The following is a 17,753-nucleotide window of genomic DNA, read 5'->3' as shown; positions in this document are numbered from 1 at the left end:
AAGGAAGGTAAATAACGGTGATTAACTTAAAGTGACTGATTTTTATGGTTTTTGTTCTCTGGTGACAGGAAAGGGTTTTCATTGTTAAACTGTCACTTTCATACCTTAAACTGTGACGTGAGTTAACTTTTACGTTTGCAGCATTAGTTAATATTCCCCCGCCGGAATACCAATCTCAGATAACTAAAAAAATCGGCCCCTGGCGGGTAATCAAAATATTTAAGTAACGAAGGAAACAGCGTTATGGCTAGCAAGAAGAAGACAGAGCTGGATCTGCAACTGAACAAGGATCAACTCAAGGCGAGCATAGTGCGTCATCTGCGCTCCACCCTGGGTACCAGCGAGCAGAAGGCCTCGCCCCAGGCCTGGTGGAAGGCCACGGCCGCCGCCGTCAACGAACAGGTATACGAGCGCCTGACCCGTACCCAGCAGACCCACTTCAGCGAGGATACCCGGGCTATCCACTATTTCTCTGCCGAGTTTCTGATGGGGCGGCTGACCTCCAACAACCTACACAACCTCTCCCTCTATACCCTGTGCGAAGAGGCGTTGGCCGAGCTTGGCATCGAGCTGACCGACCTGTGCGAGCAGGAGCCGGACATGGCCCTCGGCAACGGTGGTCTGGGTCGCCTGGCGGCCTGCTTCATCGACTCCCTGGCGACCCTGAACTACCCGGCGGTGGGGTATGGCCTGCACTATGAGCACGGTCTGTTTCGCCAGGAGATCCAGGATGGCCGCCAGATAGAGCGTCCGGACTCCTGGCGTGAATATGGCAATCCCTGGGAGATCTGCCGTCCCGAGTCCGTGCAGGAGATCCCCCTGTATGGCTATGTGGAGACCCGTTTCTGCGAGAGCGGCGCCCTCAAGAAGGTGTGGCATGCCGGTCGCAAGATCAAAGGGGTGCCCTGGGATATCCCCGTGGTGGGTTTTGGCGGTCACACCGTCAACATACTGCGGCTGTGGGAGTCCCGCGCCTCCGAATTCTTCGACTGGGACGTGTTCAACGCCGGGGGCTATGTCGACTCCCAGGCCGAGAAGGCCCAGGCCGAGACCATCTCCAAGGTGCTCTACCCCAATGACGAGACGGATGCAGGCAAAGAGCTGCGCCTGATCCAGCAGTACTTCTTCTGCGCCTGCTCCATCAAGGACATCATGCGCCGCTACAAGCGGGTCCACGGCAGCGATTTTGGCAAGTTTGCCGCCCAGATTGCCATCCAGCTCAACGATACCCACCCGACCGTGGCCATCCCCGAGCTGATGCGGGTGCTGGTGGACGAGGAAGACTTGCACTGGGATGCCGCCTGGGCCATCTGCTATCAGGTCTTCTCCTACACCAACCACACCCTGCTGCCGGAAGCGCTGGAGAAGTGGAATGTCAGCCTGTTCGAGAAGGTGCTGCCCCGCCATCTGGAGATCATCTACGAGATCAACGCCCGCTTCCTCGGCGATCTGGTGGAACCCAAGTGGCCGGGAGACAACGCCATCAAGGCCAAGCTCTCCATCATCGAAGAAGGGGATGTGCGCAAGGTGCGCATGGGCAACCTGTGCGTCATCGGCTCCTCCAGGGTCAACGGCGTGGCCGAGATCCACTCCAAGCTGGTGAAAGAGGATCTCTTCCCGGAATTTGCCGCCCTCTGGCCCGAGAAGATGTGCAACGTCACCAACGGGGTCACCCCCCGCCGCTGGCTGCTGGCCTGCAACCCCGAGCTGGCCGCCCTCTACAACGAGGTGGTGGGCAAGGAGTGGCCGCTGCAACTGGACAAGCTGCGTGCCGTCACCCAGTTTGCCGATGACAAGGCATTCCAGCAGCAGTTCATGACCATCAAGCGCCACAACAAGGAGAAGCTGGTTAAGGTGATCAAGGCCGAGACCGGGATCGACGTGGATGCCAATGCCATCTTCGATATCCAGATCAAGCGTCTGCACGAGTACAAGCGCCAGCAGCTCAACCTCATCCACATCATGGCGCTCTACCGTCGCCTGCTGGCGAACCCGGACTATGACATGCACCCGCGGGTGTTCATCTTCGGCTCCAAGGCGGCGCCCGGTTACAAGCTGGCCAAGGACATCATCTACGCCATCAACAAGCTGGCGGAGCGGGTCAACAACGACGCCCGCATCCAGGGCAAGCTGAAAGTGGTGTTCATGCCGAACTACCGGGTGAGCCTGGCGGAGAAACTGATCCCGGCGGCGGATGTCTCCGAGCAGATCTCCACCGCAGGCTACGAGGCCTCGGGTACCGGCAACATGAAACTGGCTCTGAACGGCGCCATTACCATAGGCACCCTGGATGGGGCCAACATCGAGATCGCCGAAGAGGCGGGGGCCGACAACTGCGCCATCTTCGGGCTGACCGTGGACGAGGTGAAAGCCCTCAAGGCGCGCGGCTACAACCCCTATGACTTCTACTACGGCAACTCGGAGCTCAAGGCGGTGCTGGACTGGTTTGATACCGACTACTTCACGCCGGGCAAGCCGGGGGAACTCTCCTCCATCAAGCGCTCCCTGCTGGAAGGGGGGGATCCCTACCTGACCCTGGCGGACTTCGAGTCGTACTCCGAGGCGCACAAGCTGGTGGACACCTGGTATCGCGACCCGGCCCTGTGGGCCAGGAAGGCCATCATCAACTCGGCCACCATGGGCAAGTTCAACTCGGACCGTTCCATCCAGGATTATGTCGAGCGGATCTGGAAGCTCGAGCGTTGCAAGGTGGCTTGATACCGCCCTATGTCGCAGGCCCCCGCATCCCGGGGGCTTTTTTGTGCCTCTCGCCTGGCGAGGGCGCGAGTCGGGATCTTCCTGGGCGGGGCGAGCTGAACCAGGTCGTGCGGTGGTGTGGGAACTAGGTCAGAGAGATGAAAGGGATGTCATCCAGGCCACAGGCGGCGTGGGAGCCGACAGTGGAGGGGGGCTGGCCGGAAGCAGGGGGCGGAGCGGCCTGGGCTGTATGCTGCGACCGGGAACCGGGCCTGAGGAGCCCCCTGTCCTGGAAGGCGCAGGATGAGACTGGCGGCTGTCAGCCGGTGCAGGATCCCGGCTGGGATGGCTGGCGGCGCGCGAAAAAAAGCCCCCGCGAGGCGGGGGCCTGGGTGGGCCGGATCGGCGACGACTCAGAGGATGTCACCGACGAAGAAGGCCAGGATGGCCAGCAGCAGGGTGAACACCAGGTTCAGGGCCAGGCCGGCGCGCATCATCTCCCGCTGCTGGATATGGCCGCTGGCGAAGACGATGGCGTTGGGCGGGGTGGCGACCGGCAGCATGAAGGCGCAGGAGGCGCCGATGGCGATCAGCACCGACATCACCACGGGAGAGACCCCCAGTGCCTCGGCCACCCCGGCAAACAGCGGGATCAGCAGGGCGGCGGTGGCGGTGTTGGAGACCAGCTCGGTCAGGAACACCACGAAGGCGGCGAGGATCAGCAGCATGATGAAGAGGTTGGCATTGGCCAGCACGGCGGAGAGGTGCTCGGCCAGGAAGGCGCTGGTGCCCGTCGCCTTGAGAATGGCGCTCAAGGTCAGGCCACCCCCGAACAGCATCAGCACGCCCCAGTCTGTGTTCTGGTTGATGTCATCCCAGCTGGCGACCCGGCTGATGGCGATGGCGATGATGGCGCCGATGGCGATCAGGCTGTCGAACTGGGGAATGCCGCCGAGGGCCTTGGAGATGGGCTGGGAGCCTATCCAGAGCACGACGGTGACCAGGAAGATGACCAGGGTGGCCTTGCGATCCCGGCTCCAGTGAATGGTGACATGCTGGCTCTCGACCCTGTGGCTCAAGTCGGGACGGGTGACCAGATAGAGCAGGGCGATGCCGCAGGGCATCAGGATCAGCACCACTGGCATGCCGAACTTCATCCAGTCGGTGAAGCTGATCCCCATCTGGGCGGCGGCGATGGCATTGGGCGGGCTGCCGACCAGGGTACCTATGCCGCCGATGCTGGCGCTGTAGGCGATGCCCAGCAGCACGAACACGAAGGTGCGGCGATCCCGCTGGCTGTCGAGCTGGGCCAGCAGACCTATGCCCAGGGGCAGCATCATGGCGGCGGTGGCCGTGTTGCTGATCCACATGGACATGGCCGCCGTGATGGTGAACAGCAAGATGGCGCCCCAGATCAGATGACCTCTGGCCAGCTGCATCACCTTGGCGGCCATCAGCCGATCCAGCCCCTGCTTGGAGAGGGCGGCGGCCAGGGCAAACCCGCCGAAGAAGAGGAAGAGGATGGGGTTGGCAAAATCGGTGAGGGACTTGGCCATGTCAAACACCCCGAGCAGGGTGGCGAGCAGGGGGATGAGCAGGGCCGTGACGGTGACATGGAGCGCCTCGGTCAGCCAGAGAATGGCGATGAAGACCAGGATGCCGAGCCCCTTGTTGACCATGGGATCGAACGGGAGCCAGGCGAGCATGGCTGCCAGCAGCACTATGTTGGCGATGACGATGCCGGATTTGATATCGAACCAGCGTGGCGAGGGGGAGTGCCCGGGGGTGATCTCGGGGACGACATTGGGTTGCATAGGGTAGTCTCGGTTAATTTATGGTTGTTGTTGTGTTGCCGAGGTTACGACTGTTATGGCGTTTCAAACAGGGGCAGATCCGCAAATTTTGGGGAGGCTCACAGAGCTGTTTGCCTCCCTCACCAAAATGAAACATTTATGAAACAAGCTGTTATCAACTCGGCGCGCCATGCTGGGCCAACCACTGCCTGAATACCATCTTGGGCAGGGACCCGGATTGGCGGGCGACAAGCTCACCACGGCGAAACAGCAGCAGGGTCGGGATGCTGCGGATGCCGTAACGGGCGGCGATCTCGGGGGCCTGCTCGGTATCGAGCTTGATGAAGCGCACACCAGGCTCGAGTTCCCGGGCCACCTCGGCAAAGATGGGGGCGAACTGCTGGCAGGGGCCGCACCAGCTGGCCCAGCAGTCGACCACCACCGGTAGATCGGACTGGATCAGGCGCTCGAACCGGGCCGCATCGCCCTCTACGGGGGTAATGGCGAACAGGGCCTGGCCACAACGGCCGCATTTGGCGTCGGCCTGCAATTTCTCACTGGGCAGCCGATTGCGGGTCAGGCACTGGCTACAATAGGTGGTGATAAGGGTCATTGGGCGCTCTTTCATCGGTTATGCGTTGATTTATCACATCCATTTCACTTTCAGGGCTCGCTGGCGCTAACATGGGCGCACCTTGATACCTTGGGTCTTGCGGGAGTACGTCATAGATGGGAGTGAAAACGGGATGAATAATAACACAGGGTCCAACCGCCTGATCTTGTGTCTGGTCATGGTCACTCTGCTGCTGTTCAGCGGCTATTGCTGGCGCCTGCTCAGCCAGCAGCAACGGGCCTTCGACCTGAGTGTGGCGGCGGAACTCATCCTCAATCGGGTCAATACCGACACCGTCTATCTGCTCGGGCGCGAGCAGGCCAATGACGAACAGGTGCAGCAGCGTCTGGAGCAGCTCTCCGCCAATCTGGACCGGTTCGTGCGCAAGGTGCGTCAGGATCCGGACTCCGCCGCCGACCCCCATGCCCAGACCCTGCTCCATGACATCGAACGCTATCTGCACGACCTGACCCGTCTCTCCTCCATGGAGATGGGGCTCGAATACATAGAAAAACCCTTCCAGCAGCAGCTGAAAACCGTGTTGACGGATCACCAGGCGGATGCCGAGCTGATGGGGCAGGTGCGTACCCTGGCCCAGCGGCTGCACTACCTCAAGCGCAACTGGGATGAGGCGGACGGTCAGGCCGTTGAGCAGCTGTTGCAGCAGTTGAACGGCTCGGTGGCGCGGGTGCCGGCGCTGCGCAGCCTCATTGCGCTCAGCCAGGACGTGAGCGAGCAGGTCGCCAGCTACCATGAGCTGCGCAATCAGGTGATCGACATGCACGAGCTCGACGCCCTGGTGGCCTGGAAACAGAGCAAGATCCAGCAGGCGTCCGAGCTCAAGAGCCGCTTCTTCTTGCTGGTACTGGCCGGCGCCCTGATCTGCTTCTCCCTGGTGGCCCTGACCCTGTGGCGCCGCAACCTGAAACTGAGCGAACTTTCCCGGGAGACCGGCCTGCTGGCCCAGGCCAAGAGCGACTTTCTGGCCAACATGAGCCACGAGATCCGCACCCCCATGAATGCCATCATCGGCTTCAGCACCCTGGCGTTGCAGACCCCCCTCAGCCAGCAGCAACGGGACTACCTCGGCAAGATCAAGTCCTCCTCGGACACCCTGCTGCTGCTCATCAATGACATCCTGGACTTGACCAAGGTCGAGTCCGGCAAGCTCAGCCTTGAGGAGATCGATTTTGACCTGGCCGAGCAGATAGACTCCCTGGCGGGCATGTTTGCCGATCTGGCCGAGCGCAAGCAGGTCGAGGTGATCATCAACAAGTCTCCCGCCGTGCCCGACTTTCTGCGCGGGGATCCCCTGCGCCTCGGTCAGGTGCTGGTCAATCTGGTCAACAATGCCATCAAGTTCACCGAGCGCGGCGAGGTGGAGGTGGCCATCACCCTGGCCAGCGCCGACCCCATGCGGGTGCGGTTCAGCGTGCGGGACACCGGGATCGGCATCGCCGAGGAGAAGCAGGCGCAGCTGTTCCAGCCCTTCACCCAGCTGGAGGCGGGCAACACCCGCAAATATGGCGGCTCCGGGCTTGGGCTTAACATCTCCCAGCGGCTGGTGGAGCTGATGGGGGGCAAGATCTCGGTGCAGAGCAAGCCAGGGGTAGGCTCCCTGTTCCAGTTCGAGATCCCCATGAACAAGGCGGTGTATGGCGTCTCGGGACGGCGGGTCTTCTTCGAGCAGCAACCCCTCATCCTGGTCATGGACGACAACGAGCTGGTGCTGGAGCTCATCGGCGACATGCTGAGTCGCTCCGGCGCCAGGGTGATAGGGGTCAACAGCGTCTCGCGTGCCCGCGAGGTGCTGCGGGAGGAGGGGATCAACCTCAAGCTGGCCATCTTCGACTGGCGCATGGGCCAGGAGGATGGCCTGGATCTGGCGCTGGAGATGAGCCAGCACAGCCAGTGGCGGCTCATCCCCCTTCTGATGACCAGTGCCTGGGCGAAGGAGGGATTGCAGGCGCGCATGGAGAGCATGGGCCTGCACCACTTCCTTGCCAAGCCCATGACGGAGAACGCCCTGCTGGCCAAGGTGGATGAGCTGCTCAATGGCAGCTCCTTCGATGCCCACCTGCGCCAGGCAGAGGCCCAGGGGGATCAGCAGAATTTCCACGAACTGCTGCGGGGCACCCGGGTGCTGCTGGCGGAAGACAACAGGGTCAACCAGCAGCTCATCATCGAATACCTCAAGCGGGTCGAGGTGCAGGTTACCGTGGTCACCAATGGCCGTGAGGCGGTGGAGCGGGTCGCCGAGCAGCCGTTCGACGTCATCCTGATGGACTTGCAGATGCCGGTGCTGGACGGGCTGGATGCCACCCGCCAGATCCGCAAGATGGTGGACAAGCACGACGTGCCCATCATCGCCCTCACCGCCAGCGCCATGCCGGGGGACAGGGAGCGTTGCCTGGGGGTCGGCATGAACGGCTATGTGACCAAGCCGGTCAGCAAGCTGGATCTCTACAACAACCTGCTCCAGTGGCTCAAGCAGGCACCGGGCGAGCAGATGGTGACGGTCAAGCCCCCCGAGGCCATGGATCTGCTGGATCTGGCCGATGCCCTGCACCGGCTCGATCAGGACAGGGAGGCGCTGCATATCCTGTTCAAGCTGTTCATGTCCGAACACAAGGATGACCTGTGGGAGATCCGCAGCGCCCTGCGCCGCCAGGAGCCACAGGCGGCAATACGGCTGCTGCACACCCTCAAGGGCGTCTCGGCCAACCTCTCGGCCCGCCGTCTCCACATGATGGCGGCCGAGCTCGAGTGGCGACTGCATCAGGCAGAGGCACTGAGCGAAGCGGATCTGACCCGGTTGCAGCACATCTTCAACCAGACCCGGGAGCGGGTGTCGCACTGCCTGCTGGTGGCAGATGGCAGGGAGAGGTCGGAAGCGGACGAGGGGCGATCGCCCCGGCCATAATGGCAGTCAATGCCAGGGAGGGGCCGACAGGCCCCTCCCTGTTTTCATCTGGAGACGGTTGCAGGGGGACATCAAATGGCAATTATTCTCATGGTCACCACTTCGCGCTATCATGCTGGCGCTGTGACCATGCCCGTTCGGGCACCTTTTCTGCCCGTCGAGCGGGCCCTTGCCTGTGGCACCGCCTTCATCATCAAGGATCTTGCGTGAGCGTATTTCTTCGTCTGGGTTGGTTTTTCAAGGAGCAGTGGCGGCGTTATCTCATCGCCATCTCCCTGCTGGCGCTGGTGGCCGTGCTGACGGCCATCCCCCCGAAAATCGTGGGCTGGGTGGTCGATGGCATCGGCAGCGGCCGGCTCGATCAGGCCAGCCTGACCACGTATCTGCTCGGCCTGCTCGCCCTTGGCATCACCATCTATCTGCTGCGCTACGTCTGGCGGGTCATGCTGTTTGGGGCCTCCTACCGGCTCGCCTATGTGTTGCGCAACCGCCTGTTCACCCACTTCACCCGCATGAGTCCGGATTTTTACCAGCGCCATCGCACCGGGGATCTGATGGCCCACGCCACCAACGACATCCAGGCGGTGGAGATGACGGCGGGGGAAGGGGTGCTGACCCTGGTGGACTCCATCATGGTGGGGGCCCTGGTGCTCACCATCATGTGCAGCCAGTACTCCTGGCAGCTGACCCTGCTCTCCCTGCTGCCCCTGCCGGTGATGGCCTACTTCATGAACCGCTTCGGCAAGCAGATCTACAAGGCGTTCAAGGCGGCCCAGGGGGCCTTCTCCCGCCTCAACAACAAGACCCAGGAGGCCCTCTCCGGGGTGCGGGTGCTCAAGTCCTATGCGGTGGAGTCCCTGGAAGATCAGGGTTTTGCCGCCCTGACCCGGGAGGCGGGGGAGCGCAACATGGCGGTGGCTCGCATCGATGCCAAGTTCGACCCCGTGATTTACCTGTGCATCGGCTGCTCCTACTTCCTGGCGGTGGCCGGCGGCAGCGCCCTGGTGCTCCAGGATGAGCTGACCCTGGGGCAGCTCACCAGCTTCACCATGTATCTGGGCCAGCTCATCTGGCCCATGTTCGCCATCGCCTGGCTGTTCAACATCATAGAGCGGGGCAGCGCCGCCTATTCGCGCATCGAGCACCTGCTCGGCGAACACGGCGAGATCCGTGAACCCGAGGCTCCCGCCCCCCTCGTCACCCCCTTGCCGCTGCGGGTGCAGGGGCTGGGCTATGGCCAGCAGGGGCGCACCCTGCTGGCGGAGATCGACTTCACCCTGGCCAAGGGGGCCATGCTCGGCATAGTGGGGCGCACCGGCGCCGGCAAGAGCAGCCTGCTCAAGCTGCTGATGCGCCTGGCCAATCCGGGGACAGGGGGTATCTGGATGGGGGAGCAGGCCATCGAGACCCTGGCCCTCGGAGATCTCAGGCGTCAGTTCGCCTACGTGCCCCAGGAGCCGTTTCTGTTTTCCACCTCCATCGCCGCCAACATCGCCCTGGGCAGTCCGCAGGCGAGCCAGCAGGAGATAGAGCGGGTGGCCCGCATCGCCTGCGTGCACGATGACATCGTTCGTTTCCCCAAGGGGTATGAGACCGAGGTGGGGGAGAAGGGAGTGACCCTCTCCGGCGGCCAGAAACAGCGGATCGCCATCGCCCGGGCCCTGCTGCTGGGGGCTCCCATACTGGTGCTTGACGATGCTCTCTCCGCCGTGGATGCCCATACCGAGCAGCAGATACTGCTGGCGCTCAAGGGGCACAGACGGACCCTGATCCTGGTGAGCCACCGCATGACGGCGGTAGAGCAGGCCGACGAGATCCTGGTGCTGGCCCAGGGGCGGATCGCCGAGCGGGGCAATCATCAGACCCTGATGGCTCACCAGGGCTGGTATGCGGACATGGTCCGTTACCAGCGCCTGGAACAAGACGTGGAGGAGAGCCTGTGAACCCGACGTTCAAACGGTTATGGGGTGGCCTGCTGTGCTCCTTGCCTCTGAGTGAAACAGGCAATGAGGTGACTCTGTGAACCCGACTATCAAACGGTTATGGGGTGGCCTGTTGTGCGCCTTGCCTCTGAGTGAAACGGGCAGTGAGGTGAGTCTGTGAACCCGACTATCAAACGACTGCTTGCCTATTGTGCCGACTACCCGGTCTGGCTGGTGCAGGCCGGGGTCTGCCTGCTGCTGGCCACAGGGGCCGAGGTGGCGGGTCCCCTGCTCATCAAGCTCTTCATCGATGACTATCTGGCGCCGCGCCACCTGGACTGGCCGGTGATCGCCGCCCTGGCCGCCGGTTATCTGGGGTTACAGGTGCTCTCTGCCACCGGTTTCTACCTGCAATCCCTGCGTTTCAACCGCATCGCCCAGGCGGTGGTGCAGCGCCTGCGCGAGCAGGTGTTCGCCACCGCCATCCGGCTGCCCGCCCGCTATTTCGACCAGCATCGCTCGGGTTCCCTCATCTCTCGCATCACCAACGACACAGAGGCGATCATGAACCTCTATGTCCAGGTGATAGGGCTCCTGGTGCAAAAGCTGGTGCTCTTGTGCGGCATCCTCGTCTCCATGGCGCTGCTGGATGTGCGGCTGATGCTGGTGTGCGCCGCCCTGATCCCGGCGGTGGGCGCCGTGATGTGGCTCTACCAGAAGCTGAGCGTGCCCGTGGTGCGGGAGACCCGCAGCCTGCTCTCGGACATCAACAGCCGGCTCAACGAATCCCTGCAGGGGATGCCGGTGATCCAGGCCATGGTGCAGGAGGTGCGCTTCGCCAATGCCTTTGCCGAGGTGAACCAGCAGCACTGGCGCGCCCGGCTCAAGAGCCTGAAGATCAACGGCATACTGCTGCGCCCCCTCATCGATCTCTTCTACATGATGGTGCTCATCGGCCTGCTCGCCCTGTTCGCCCACGAGGGGCTGAGCACGGGCGGCGCCATCCAGGTGGGGGTGCTCTACGCCTTCATCAGCTACCTGGGGCGCATGATAGAGCCCCTCATCGAGATGACCAACCAGCTCAACCAGTTGCAGCAGGCCATGGTGGCGGGGGAGCGGGTGTTCGCCCTGCAAGACGAGGCGCGCGAGAGCACCCGGGGCGCCAGTGCCGAGCTGGCCGGCCGGGTCAGCTTCCAGGGAGTGAACTTCTCCTACGACGGGGAGCAGCCGGTGCTGCAAGGGGTGAGCTTCGACGTGGCACCCGGCCAGATGCTGGCCCTGGTGGGCCATACCGGCAGCGGCAAATCCACCATCATCAGTCTGCTGATGGGGTTCTATCCCATCGATGGCGGCGAGATACGCTTCGATGAGCGCCCCCTCTCGACCCTCTCCTTGAGCGCGGTGCGCCGCAGCATAGGTCTGGTGCAGCAGGATCCCTTCATCTTCGTCGGGACCTTGGCGGAAAACCTGCGCCTGGGACGCGAGGGCATCATGGATGCCCAGCTCTGGCAGGCGCTCGACGAGGTGCAGCTGGCCCGGTTTGTACGCTCCCTGCCCGATGGCCTGGATACCCTGATGGAGGAGGGGGGCAAGAACCTCTCCGCCGGCCAGCGCCAGCTGCTTTCGTTTGCCCGCGCCCTGGTGGGGGATCCCCGCATCCTCATCCTGGACGAGGCGACCGCGAGCGTGGACTCCCAGACCGAGCTCGCCCTCTCCCAGGCGCTCTCGGCGGCGCGTCGCGGCCGCACCACCATCGCCATTGCCCACCGCCTCTCCACCATCGTCGATGCGGACGAGATCCTGCTGCTCTCCCGCGGCCAGGTGATCGAACGGGGCTCGCACCAGGGCCTGATGGCCGAGCAGGGGCATTACGCCCAGCTGTTCGAGATGCAGAGCCAGGGGGCCTGGCTGGAGGAGAAGCGGGCCTGAGCCTGAACCCATGACAACAGCCGGCAGATGCCGGCTGTTTTCTTATCGGGATGCGCCTCAGACCGCGGCCTTGCTGCGCGCCTCCAGCTTGGGTTGCTGGGGCGGGAAGTCGTCGTGGAAGAAGGTGTCCGCTTCTTCAATTGGTGCCTTGCGCTGCTTCTGGATGACGGCGCCGAACGCCTGCTTGATGACGGGGTCGTTGAGGGCCTCGTAGTCGAACACGTTGGCGGCGTACGGGGAGTTGAAGTCGATGTCGACGAATTCGGCACTGGCACAGGCGGAGCTGAACTTGCCGTGGTGGCGGTCGACGTCGATTCGCTACTTGGGGCGTGAGTCTGCCATCGGCCTGGGTGATCCCTCATGGCAGGCGGAAAAGAGAGCTTGTCTATTGGGTAGGGGGCTGGCAACATTTCGGCTACATTCACTCATCGGATCAGTTTGCAATGGACCTGCAACGCTTCAAAGCCAATCTGGCACTGCGCCTCTTTGCCTGGCGCCATATCCCCGTCATCGGTTTTTGCGCCCCCGTCATCGAGCAGATGAACGCCAGGGCGCTGCGCATCCGCATTCCGCTGGGCTGGCGCACCCGCAACCACCTGGGCAGCATGTACTTCGGGGCACTCGCCACCGGCGCCGATCTGGTGGGGGGCTTGCTGGTGATGGAGAAGGGGCGGGCGCGGCGCAAGAAGGTGCATTTTGCCTTCAAGGATGTGCAGGGGGAGTTTTTGAAACGCCCGGAGGGGGACGTGCAGTTTGATTGCGAAGCGGGAGAGCTTATCGACGCCATGATAGACGAGTCCCTGGCGACGGGGCAGCGTATCAACCGCCCCATCCAGGTGGTGGCCACCTGTCCGTCGCGCAACGGGGATGAAGCCATGGCCCGCTTCGTGCTGACCCTCTCCATCAAGGCGAGCTGAGAGAGGTGGCAATCAGAGATCCCGGGGATCTTTTTTGTCACGGCATGCCTGGCCCGGTATAGGCGGTATGTCGTGCGCTGGGGCAAACAGAGGGTTGGCCCGCACAGCTCGGTCAGAGGATCTCGGGGGTGGGGGGCCCTTCCTTACTACTCCCTTTATGCCGCTCAAGTTGACCGCCAACCCGGCGACTGTGCTGGGCAGCTTGCAGCTTGGGAGGAAGATCTCGGGCTTAGAGGATCTCGGGGCTGACGCCTTCCTTCACCACGACCTTCATGCCGTTGAAGTTGACCACCTGCTCGGCCACTATCTTGCAGCGCTTGCGGGTCTCGACCTGACCGTCCACTTCCACCAGGCCCTCGGCCACCAGCGCCTTGGCGGCGCCGCCACAATCGGCCCACCCCTGATGCTTGATCAGGTCACACAAGGCAACGAAGGGGTGACCTTCGAGCAAAAACGTCTCCATGGGAAATCCTCTAGCTGGATGAATGCCTACACGGCAGGGCGGTCATTTTAGGCAGTTAGCCAGGGCAGGGAAAGGGCCTGGGCCCAATTGCCCCGAAAAAGGGGCGAGGGGCGCGGGGAAAACATCAGCCCGGCGAGGGCCGGGCTGATTGTGATTGTGCGCCTCCTTGCCTCAGGGCAGCTTGACCACCGCCTCCCCCGTCACGGCGAGGGCGCCGCCCTGGGTGAAGATGCGGGTGGCCAGGGTGGCGATGGGCTTGTCATCTCGCAGGGCAATCACCTCCACCTCCGCCGTCACCTCGTCCCCGACAAAGACCGGCTGCTTGAAGCTGAGGCTCTGGCCCAGGTAGATGCTCCCTTTCCCGGGCAACTGTTGCCCCAGCAGCCCGGAGAAGAGGCTGGCCAACAGCATGCCGTGGACGATGGGGCGCTCGAACACCGTCGTGGCGGCGAAGGCCGGATCCAGGTGCAGGGGGTTGAAATCCTCCGACAGGTCGGCGAAGGCCGCCACCTCGGCCGGGCCGAAGCACTTGGTCAGGCTCGCCTTCTGGCCCACGGCAAGGGGTTGTACGCTCATGCAGGTTCCTCCTCTGTGGCGCGGGCAAACACTGGGTTGAGCCGCACCTTGACATAGTGGCCGGGGGCGGGGGCCAGCCCCTCCTCAGGTACTCGCGCGGGGACGGGGTCCACCCCTTCGTCACTGCTCTGGATAAAGCCCATCATCTCGGGCCACCAGGAGCCGCCCTGGTGGGTCGCCCCAGCCAGCCACTGCTCCGGGCTCTCGGCCCCGGCCTCGCTCTGCCAGAAGCCGTACTTGTTGGCGGCAGGCGGGTTGATGATGCCGGCGATGTGGCCCGATTCCGTCAGGATGAAGCGCCGCTCGCCGCCAAACAGCGTCATGCCCTGCCAGGTGCCCTGCCAGAGGGCGATGTGATCGTCCACGGCGGAGACCAGCAGCACAGGGGTCTTCACCTTGGCGAGATCGATGCGGGTGTTGCGGATCCTGAGCTCCCCCTTCACCAGCTGGTTCTCCAGGTAGAGACGGCGCAGCAGGCTGTTGTGGGTCTTGCCTGCCACATGGGTGCTGTCGCTGTTCCAGTGCAGCAGATCGAAGGCCACCGGGCTTTGGCCCTTGAGGTAGCTGTCGATGTAGTAGTTCCAGTAGAGGCTGTTTTCTCGCAGCAGGCTGAAGGAGACCGCCAGCTGGCGCCCGTCCATGATGCCCTTGGCCTCATTTTGCGCCTCGAGCGCCGCTATGATGGGCTCGTGGATGAAGATGCCAAGCTCTCCGGGCTGGGAGAAATCCAGCAGGGTGGTGAACAGGGTGGCGCTACGCACCCGCTGCTTCTGGCGCCGCGCCGCCAGCCAGCCCATGGCCAAGGAGAGGGCAGTGCCGCCGATGCAGTAGCCGATGCCGTGCACCTCCCGCTCGCCGGTGGCCGCCTCCACGGCGTCCAGGGCGGCGATGACGCCGTCCACCACGTAGTCGTCGAGGTCGATGTTGGCCTGCTCCACCCCCGGGTTGCGCCAGGAGATCATGAATACCGTCTGGCCCTGGGCGACCAGCCAGGCCACCAGGGAGTTCTGGGGCCGCATGTCCATGATGTAGTACTTGTTGATGAAGGGGGGCACGATCAGTACCGGCGTCCTGGCCACCGTCTCCGTGGTCGGGCTGTACTGGATCAGCTCATAGAGCTCGGTGCGCTGCACCACCCGCCCCGGGGTGGTCGCCAGATCCCGGCCGAGCTCGAAGGCGGATTCGTCGGTCAGGCGGATGTTGAGCTGATCGGCGCTGCGCTCCAGATCTTCGGCCAGCAGGGCCAGCCCGCGCACCAGGTTCTGGCCGTCGGACTCCAGGGTCAGCTTGAGCAGCTCAGGGTTGGTCGCCAGGAAGTTGCTGGGGGCCATGGCGTTGACATACTGGCGGGTGAAAAAACGCAGCCTCTCCCGGCTTTTTTCAGGGACGCCCTCCAGGCATCCACCGAGGCCAGCAGGTGCCTGGCGGTGAGCAGGTAGGACTGCTTGAGGTAATCGAAAAGGGGTTGCTCGCTCCAGGCCTCGGCCTTGAAGCGGCGATCGCTGCGCTCCGGGGTGATCACGGGCTCGCTCGGCTGGCCTGCGCTCTTGAGCAGGGTGTGCTGCATCAGCTTGAGCTGATCCTGCCACCAGTTCATCTGGGCCTGGATCAGTTGCCAGGGCTGCTGGCTGCCCTGCTCCAGCACCTGGCCCAGATCGTCCAGATTGGTCTGCAGCAGGGCCTGGGCAGTGCGCTCGGTCTGGGCCTTGGCCATGGCCAGCAGCTTGTCGTTGTAGTGGGCCAGGGCCTCGAACAGCGGGCCGTAAGATGGTTGGCTCATGTGCTCTCCTTCACCCACACCCGGGGCGGGCAGGGGCCCGCGCGCTCGTCGTGGGGAGATGTGGCTGCCCGGACGGGCAGCCAGGGGTTATCAGGCCTTGCCCGTGCTCTTCTTGATGCCGTCTGCGGTCAGGGCATCCAGCTCTTCCTTGAACTGCAGGCCGAGGGCGTTCAGCTGCTGGATGTCATCCAGCATCTGGCGGGAGAGCTGGCTGGCGGTCTCCAGTTGCACCGTGCCGAGGGCAGCCAGGCTCTGGGCATCCTGCACCTTGCTCACGGCCTGCAACTGGTTGAACCCCAGTTCGGCGTAGGCATTGGCAGAAGCCAGTTGCAACCGGGTCAGCTGTTCGATGTTGCTGGCCAGCAGCTGGTTGTAGCGGGTGAGGGGGGCGGCAAAGCCTTGCATCTGCTCGGTAAAGCTCTTGAGGATATCCATGTTCATATGCGTCTCCATGTTGGCGGAACTGTGTCGTTGCGAGCCTGGGCTCTTTGTCGGGTACCGCGAATCATCCCTGTTCACGCGTCATCGGCTCTGTTCAAACGCGTGTTTGAGCATTCTGCAACCAAGGGCGACCAGATGTAAATGACATAAATGTTAATTTCTGTTTGAATTTTTCCGCGCGACAGAGGCCTGCCAGCCGGGAGGGACGGGAGGTGACGCACGGGATCCTGGACGCCCTCGTCTCCCGATCCGTGCACTGGTAGGCTGATATCCTCTCTCAGACCGCCCAAGGAATCCCCCGATGAAACCTCTCGCCCTGCTGCTCGGTTGCTCCGCCCTGGCCCTCGCCGGCATCGCCCACGCCAGCACCCCGATCCAGATCTCCCTGCCCGGGGTCAATCTGCCCTCGTCCAATCAGGTGGAAGGGGCACGGGCCTCCTTCCTCTATGGCCGCACCGGCCAGGTCAAGGGCATCGATCTGCCGGTGTTCGCCCTCTCGGACGTCAACAGTTTCACCGGCCTGCAGCTGGGGATCTTCTTTGGCGCGGGCCGGGTGCGTGATCAGTTCCAGGGGGTTGCCATCAATGCCGTCAACTGGCACGACGGCCAGGACAGAGGGGTGAACCTGGGCTTCGTCAACCTGACCAACAATGTGCAGGGGCTCAACTGGGGGGCGGTCAACATCGCCCGTGGCAATGCCCTGGCCAACGTCGGCTTCGTCAACTATGCCGAGCGCACCAGCTTCCAGATTGGTTTCGTCAATGCCACCAAGCACCTGGATGGCCTGCAGATAGGTCTGGCCAACTACGCCGAGAACGGCATCTTCCCCATACTGCCCCTCATCAACTTCAAGAAATCCTTCTAGGGGTCACCTTGCCCTTGCTTTAGGAGGGGCAGCCAGTACCCTGTGCTCCATCAAGGCTGCACAGAGGTAACAGGAGCATGACAGGGGAACACATGGACGCCATCGGCATCGGCTGGGACGTGAGGGGTTGGCAGGGCAATGCCCAGGCGGTGGCCGTGGTGGGCTGGCAGGCCCGCACGCAACAGTTGCACTGGCTCGGGATCTCCCCCCTGTTTCGGCTGAGCTCCCGGGTGGCGCCGGATCTGGATGCCCTGCTGCGCCCGGCCCTGCAAGACGAGGTTGCGCTGATGCAGGTGCTGGCCTGCCCGCGACTGGCGCTTGGCATCGACGCGCCGCTGGCCTTTCCCCGCGCCCTCGCCGAGTTGCTGGCGGGGCGGGGGAGCGACTTTCCCGTGCCCCAGCGGGAGATAGACAATCCTTATGCCTACCGGGATTGCGAGCGCTGGCTCCATGAGCGTTATGGCAAGAAGCCGCTCTCGGCCACTTTCGATCGGCTCGGCAACAACGCCACCCTGGCCCTCTCCATGCTGCCGCGCCTCGGGGATCTGCAACTGGTGCCAAGGCAGGTGAGGGAGGCCAAACGCGCGGTGCTGGAGGTCTATCCCGCCCTGGCCAAGGTGGGGGGCAAGGCCTCTGCGGTGCGGCCCGCACTGCAGCCCCATCTGCCGGCGTCCCTCATCCCGGGTACGGACCCCTATGATGCCGCTCTGTGCGCCCTGATGGCGCTGCAATATGCGGCCGACGGGGCGGTGGGCGCGCTGCCGCCCCTGCTGGCCCCTCCGGCCGACTTCCCCCGGGACGAGGGGTGGGTCTACCACTTCGCTCCCTGACCGG

Annotated in this window: 14 protein-coding genes and 1 pseudogene; 8 read left to right on the top strand and 7 right to left on the bottom strand. The window is 63.4% G+C overall.

The window, feature by feature from the left end; translation table 11 throughout:
- The first annotated feature begins 243 nt into the window (after positions 1 to 243).
- The gene (locus tag BN1119_RS13165; RefSeq protein ID WP_041998642.1) at positions 244 to 2,718 is read left to right on the top strand and encodes a glycogen/starch/alpha-glucan phosphorylase; all 2,475 of its coding nucleotides are present in this window, start codon (positions 244 to 246) and stop codon (positions 2,716 to 2,718) included.
- Positions 2,719 to 3,110: 392 nt separating this feature from the next.
- Here BN1119_RS13165 and BN1119_RS13160 read toward each other — a convergent pair whose 3' ends face one another.
- Together BN1119_RS13160 and trxC are read right to left on the bottom strand one after the other, a co-directional pair.
- Positions 3,111 to 4,511, bottom strand: a complete 1,401-nt coding sequence (locus BN1119_RS13160) for an SLC13 family permease (RefSeq protein WP_041998639.1) — start codon at positions 4,509 to 4,511, stop codon at positions 3,111 to 3,113.
- A gap of 154 nt (positions 4,512 to 4,665) precedes the next feature.
- A complete protein-coding gene (gene trxC, locus BN1119_RS13155) occupies positions 4,666 to 5,103 on the bottom strand; it encodes a thioredoxin TrxC (protein ID WP_041998636.1) in 438 nt (145 codons plus the stop codon).
- A 133-nt stretch (positions 5,104 to 5,236) separates the two neighbouring features.
- Here trxC and BN1119_RS13150 point away from each other — a divergent pair, with 133 nt between their 5' ends.
- The 4 genes from BN1119_RS13150 to BN1119_RS13140 all read left to right on the top strand — a co-directional run bounded on the left by BN1119_RS13150 (position 5,237) and on the right by BN1119_RS13140 (position 11,877).
- The gene (locus BN1119_RS13150; RefSeq protein WP_041998633.1) at positions 5,237 to 8,026 is read left to right on the top strand and encodes a hybrid sensor histidine kinase/response regulator; all 2,790 of its coding nucleotides are present in this window, start codon (positions 5,237 to 5,239) and stop codon (positions 8,024 to 8,026) included.
- A gap of 75 nt (positions 8,027 to 8,101) precedes the next feature.
- Positions 8,102 to 8,236, top strand: coding sequence for a hypothetical protein (locus BN1119_RS21045; protein WP_258955564.1), 135 nt, complete (start codon positions 8,102 to 8,104; stop codon positions 8,234 to 8,236).
- Entirely contained in the window at positions 8,233 to 9,969 is a 1,737-nt protein-coding gene (locus BN1119_RS13145) for an ABC transporter transmembrane domain-containing protein (protein WP_041998630.1), read from the top strand. The genes BN1119_RS21045 and BN1119_RS13145 overlap by 4 nt, the downstream gene beginning before the upstream one ends.
- A gap of 156 nt (positions 9,970 to 10,125) precedes the next feature.
- Positions 10,126 to 11,877 (top strand): ABC transporter transmembrane domain-containing protein, encoded by a 1,752-nt coding sequence (locus tag BN1119_RS13140; protein ID WP_041998628.1) that lies wholly within the window; start codon positions 10,126 to 10,128, stop codon positions 11,875 to 11,877.
- Positions 11,878 to 11,934: 57 nt separating this feature from the next.
- Here the strand turns inward: BN1119_RS13140 and BN1119_RS20120 are convergent, their stop codons facing one another.
- On the bottom strand, positions 11,935 to 12,192 hold the full coding sequence (locus tag BN1119_RS20120) for a hypothetical protein (RefSeq protein WP_244463743.1): 258 nt from the start codon (positions 12,190 to 12,192) through the stop codon (positions 11,935 to 11,937).
- A gap of 128 nt (positions 12,193 to 12,320) precedes the next feature.
- Here BN1119_RS20120 and BN1119_RS13135 point away from each other — a divergent pair, with 128 nt between their 5' ends.
- Entirely contained in the window at positions 12,321 to 12,794 is a 474-nt protein-coding gene (locus BN1119_RS13135) for a DUF4442 domain-containing protein (protein WP_041998626.1), read from the top strand.
- Positions 12,795 to 13,023: 229 nt separating this feature from the next.
- Here the strand turns inward: BN1119_RS13135 and ybcJ are convergent, their stop codons facing one another.
- The 4 genes and pseudogenes from ybcJ to BN1119_RS13115 all read right to left on the bottom strand — a co-directional run bounded on the left by ybcJ (position 13,024) and on the right by BN1119_RS13115 (position 16,054).
- Positions 13,024 to 13,257 carry a ribosome-associated protein YbcJ gene (ybcJ, locus tag BN1119_RS13130; RefSeq protein ID WP_010674882.1) on the bottom strand — a complete coding sequence of 78 codons (234 nt, stop codon included), beginning with the start codon at positions 13,255 to 13,257 and terminating at the stop codon, positions 13,024 to 13,026.
- A gap of 171 nt (positions 13,258 to 13,428) precedes the next feature.
- Complete coding sequence (locus tag BN1119_RS13125) at positions 13,429 to 13,833, bottom strand: MaoC family dehydratase (protein WP_041998622.1); 405 nt, start codon at positions 13,831 to 13,833, stop codon at positions 13,429 to 13,431.
- Positions 13,830 to 15,613, bottom strand: a pseudogene (locus BN1119_RS13120) (class I poly(R)-hydroxyalkanoic acid synthase). Before BN1119_RS13120 ends, BN1119_RS13125 begins: the two are co-directional and overlap by 4 nt.
- A gap of 90 nt (positions 15,614 to 15,703) precedes the next feature.
- Positions 15,704 to 16,054, bottom strand: a complete 351-nt coding sequence (locus BN1119_RS13115) for a phasin family protein (RefSeq protein ID WP_041998620.1) — start codon at positions 16,052 to 16,054, stop codon at positions 15,704 to 15,706.
- Positions 16,055 to 16,355: 301 nt separating this feature from the next.
- On the opposite strand from BN1119_RS13115, the gene BN1119_RS13110 reads away from it, so the two are divergent.
- Together BN1119_RS13110 and BN1119_RS13105 are read left to right on the top strand one after the other, a co-directional pair.
- Positions 16,356 to 16,919, top strand: coding sequence for a VC2662 family protein (locus BN1119_RS13110; RefSeq protein WP_041998618.1), 564 nt, complete (start codon positions 16,356 to 16,358; stop codon positions 16,917 to 16,919).
- Positions 16,920 to 16,996: 77 nt separating this feature from the next.
- Positions 16,997 to 17,749 carry a DUF429 domain-containing protein gene (locus BN1119_RS13105; RefSeq protein WP_041998615.1) on the top strand — a complete coding sequence of 251 codons (753 nt, stop codon included), beginning with the start codon at positions 16,997 to 16,999 and terminating at the stop codon, positions 17,747 to 17,749.
- The last annotated feature ends 4 nt before the right edge of the window (positions 17,750 to 17,753 follow it).

Origin of the sequence: Aeromonas bivalvium (assembly GCF_000819765.1) — a bacterium.
GTDB lineage: Bacteria > Pseudomonadota > Gammaproteobacteria > Enterobacterales > Aeromonadaceae > Aeromonas > Aeromonas bivalvium.
This window is presented reverse-complemented; position numbering and strand designations above follow the sequence as displayed.

Coding starts and splice junctions, on each gene's coding strand:
- trxC (WP_041998636.1), bottom strand. CDS start 5,103: ATGACCCTTATCACCACCTATTGTAGCCAGTGCCTGACCCGCAATCGG.
- BN1119_RS13115 (WP_041998620.1), bottom strand. CDS start 16,054: ATGAACATGGATATCCTCAAGAGCTTTACCGAGCAGATGCAAGGCTTT.
- ybcJ (WP_010674882.1), bottom strand. CDS start 13,257: ATGGAGACGTTTTTGCTCGAAGGTCACCCCTTCGTTGCCTTGTGTGAC.
- BN1119_RS13165 (WP_041998642.1), top strand. CDS start 244: ATGGCTAGCAAGAAGAAGACAGAGCTGGATCTGCAACTGAACAAGGAT.
- BN1119_RS13150 (WP_041998633.1), top strand. CDS start 5,237: ATGAATAATAACACAGGGTCCAACCGCCTGATCTTGTGTCTGGTCATG.
- BN1119_RS21045 (WP_258955564.1), top strand. CDS start 8,102: ATGGCAATTATTCTCATGGTCACCACTTCGCGCTATCATGCTGGCGCT.
- BN1119_RS13160 (WP_041998639.1), bottom strand. CDS start 4,511: ATGCAACCCAATGTCGTCCCCGAGATCACCCCCGGGCACTCCCCCTCG.
- BN1119_RS13135 (WP_041998626.1), top strand. CDS start 12,321: ATGGACCTGCAACGCTTCAAAGCCAATCTGGCACTGCGCCTCTTTGCC.
- BN1119_RS13105 (WP_041998615.1), top strand. CDS start 16,997: ATGACAGGGGAACACATGGACGCCATCGGCATCGGCTGGGACGTGAGG.
- BN1119_RS13125 (WP_041998622.1), bottom strand. CDS start 13,833: ATGAGCGTACAACCCCTTGCCGTGGGCCAGAAGGCGAGCCTGACCAAG.
- BN1119_RS13110 (WP_041998618.1), top strand. CDS start 16,356: ATGAAACCTCTCGCCCTGCTGCTCGGTTGCTCCGCCCTGGCCCTCGCC.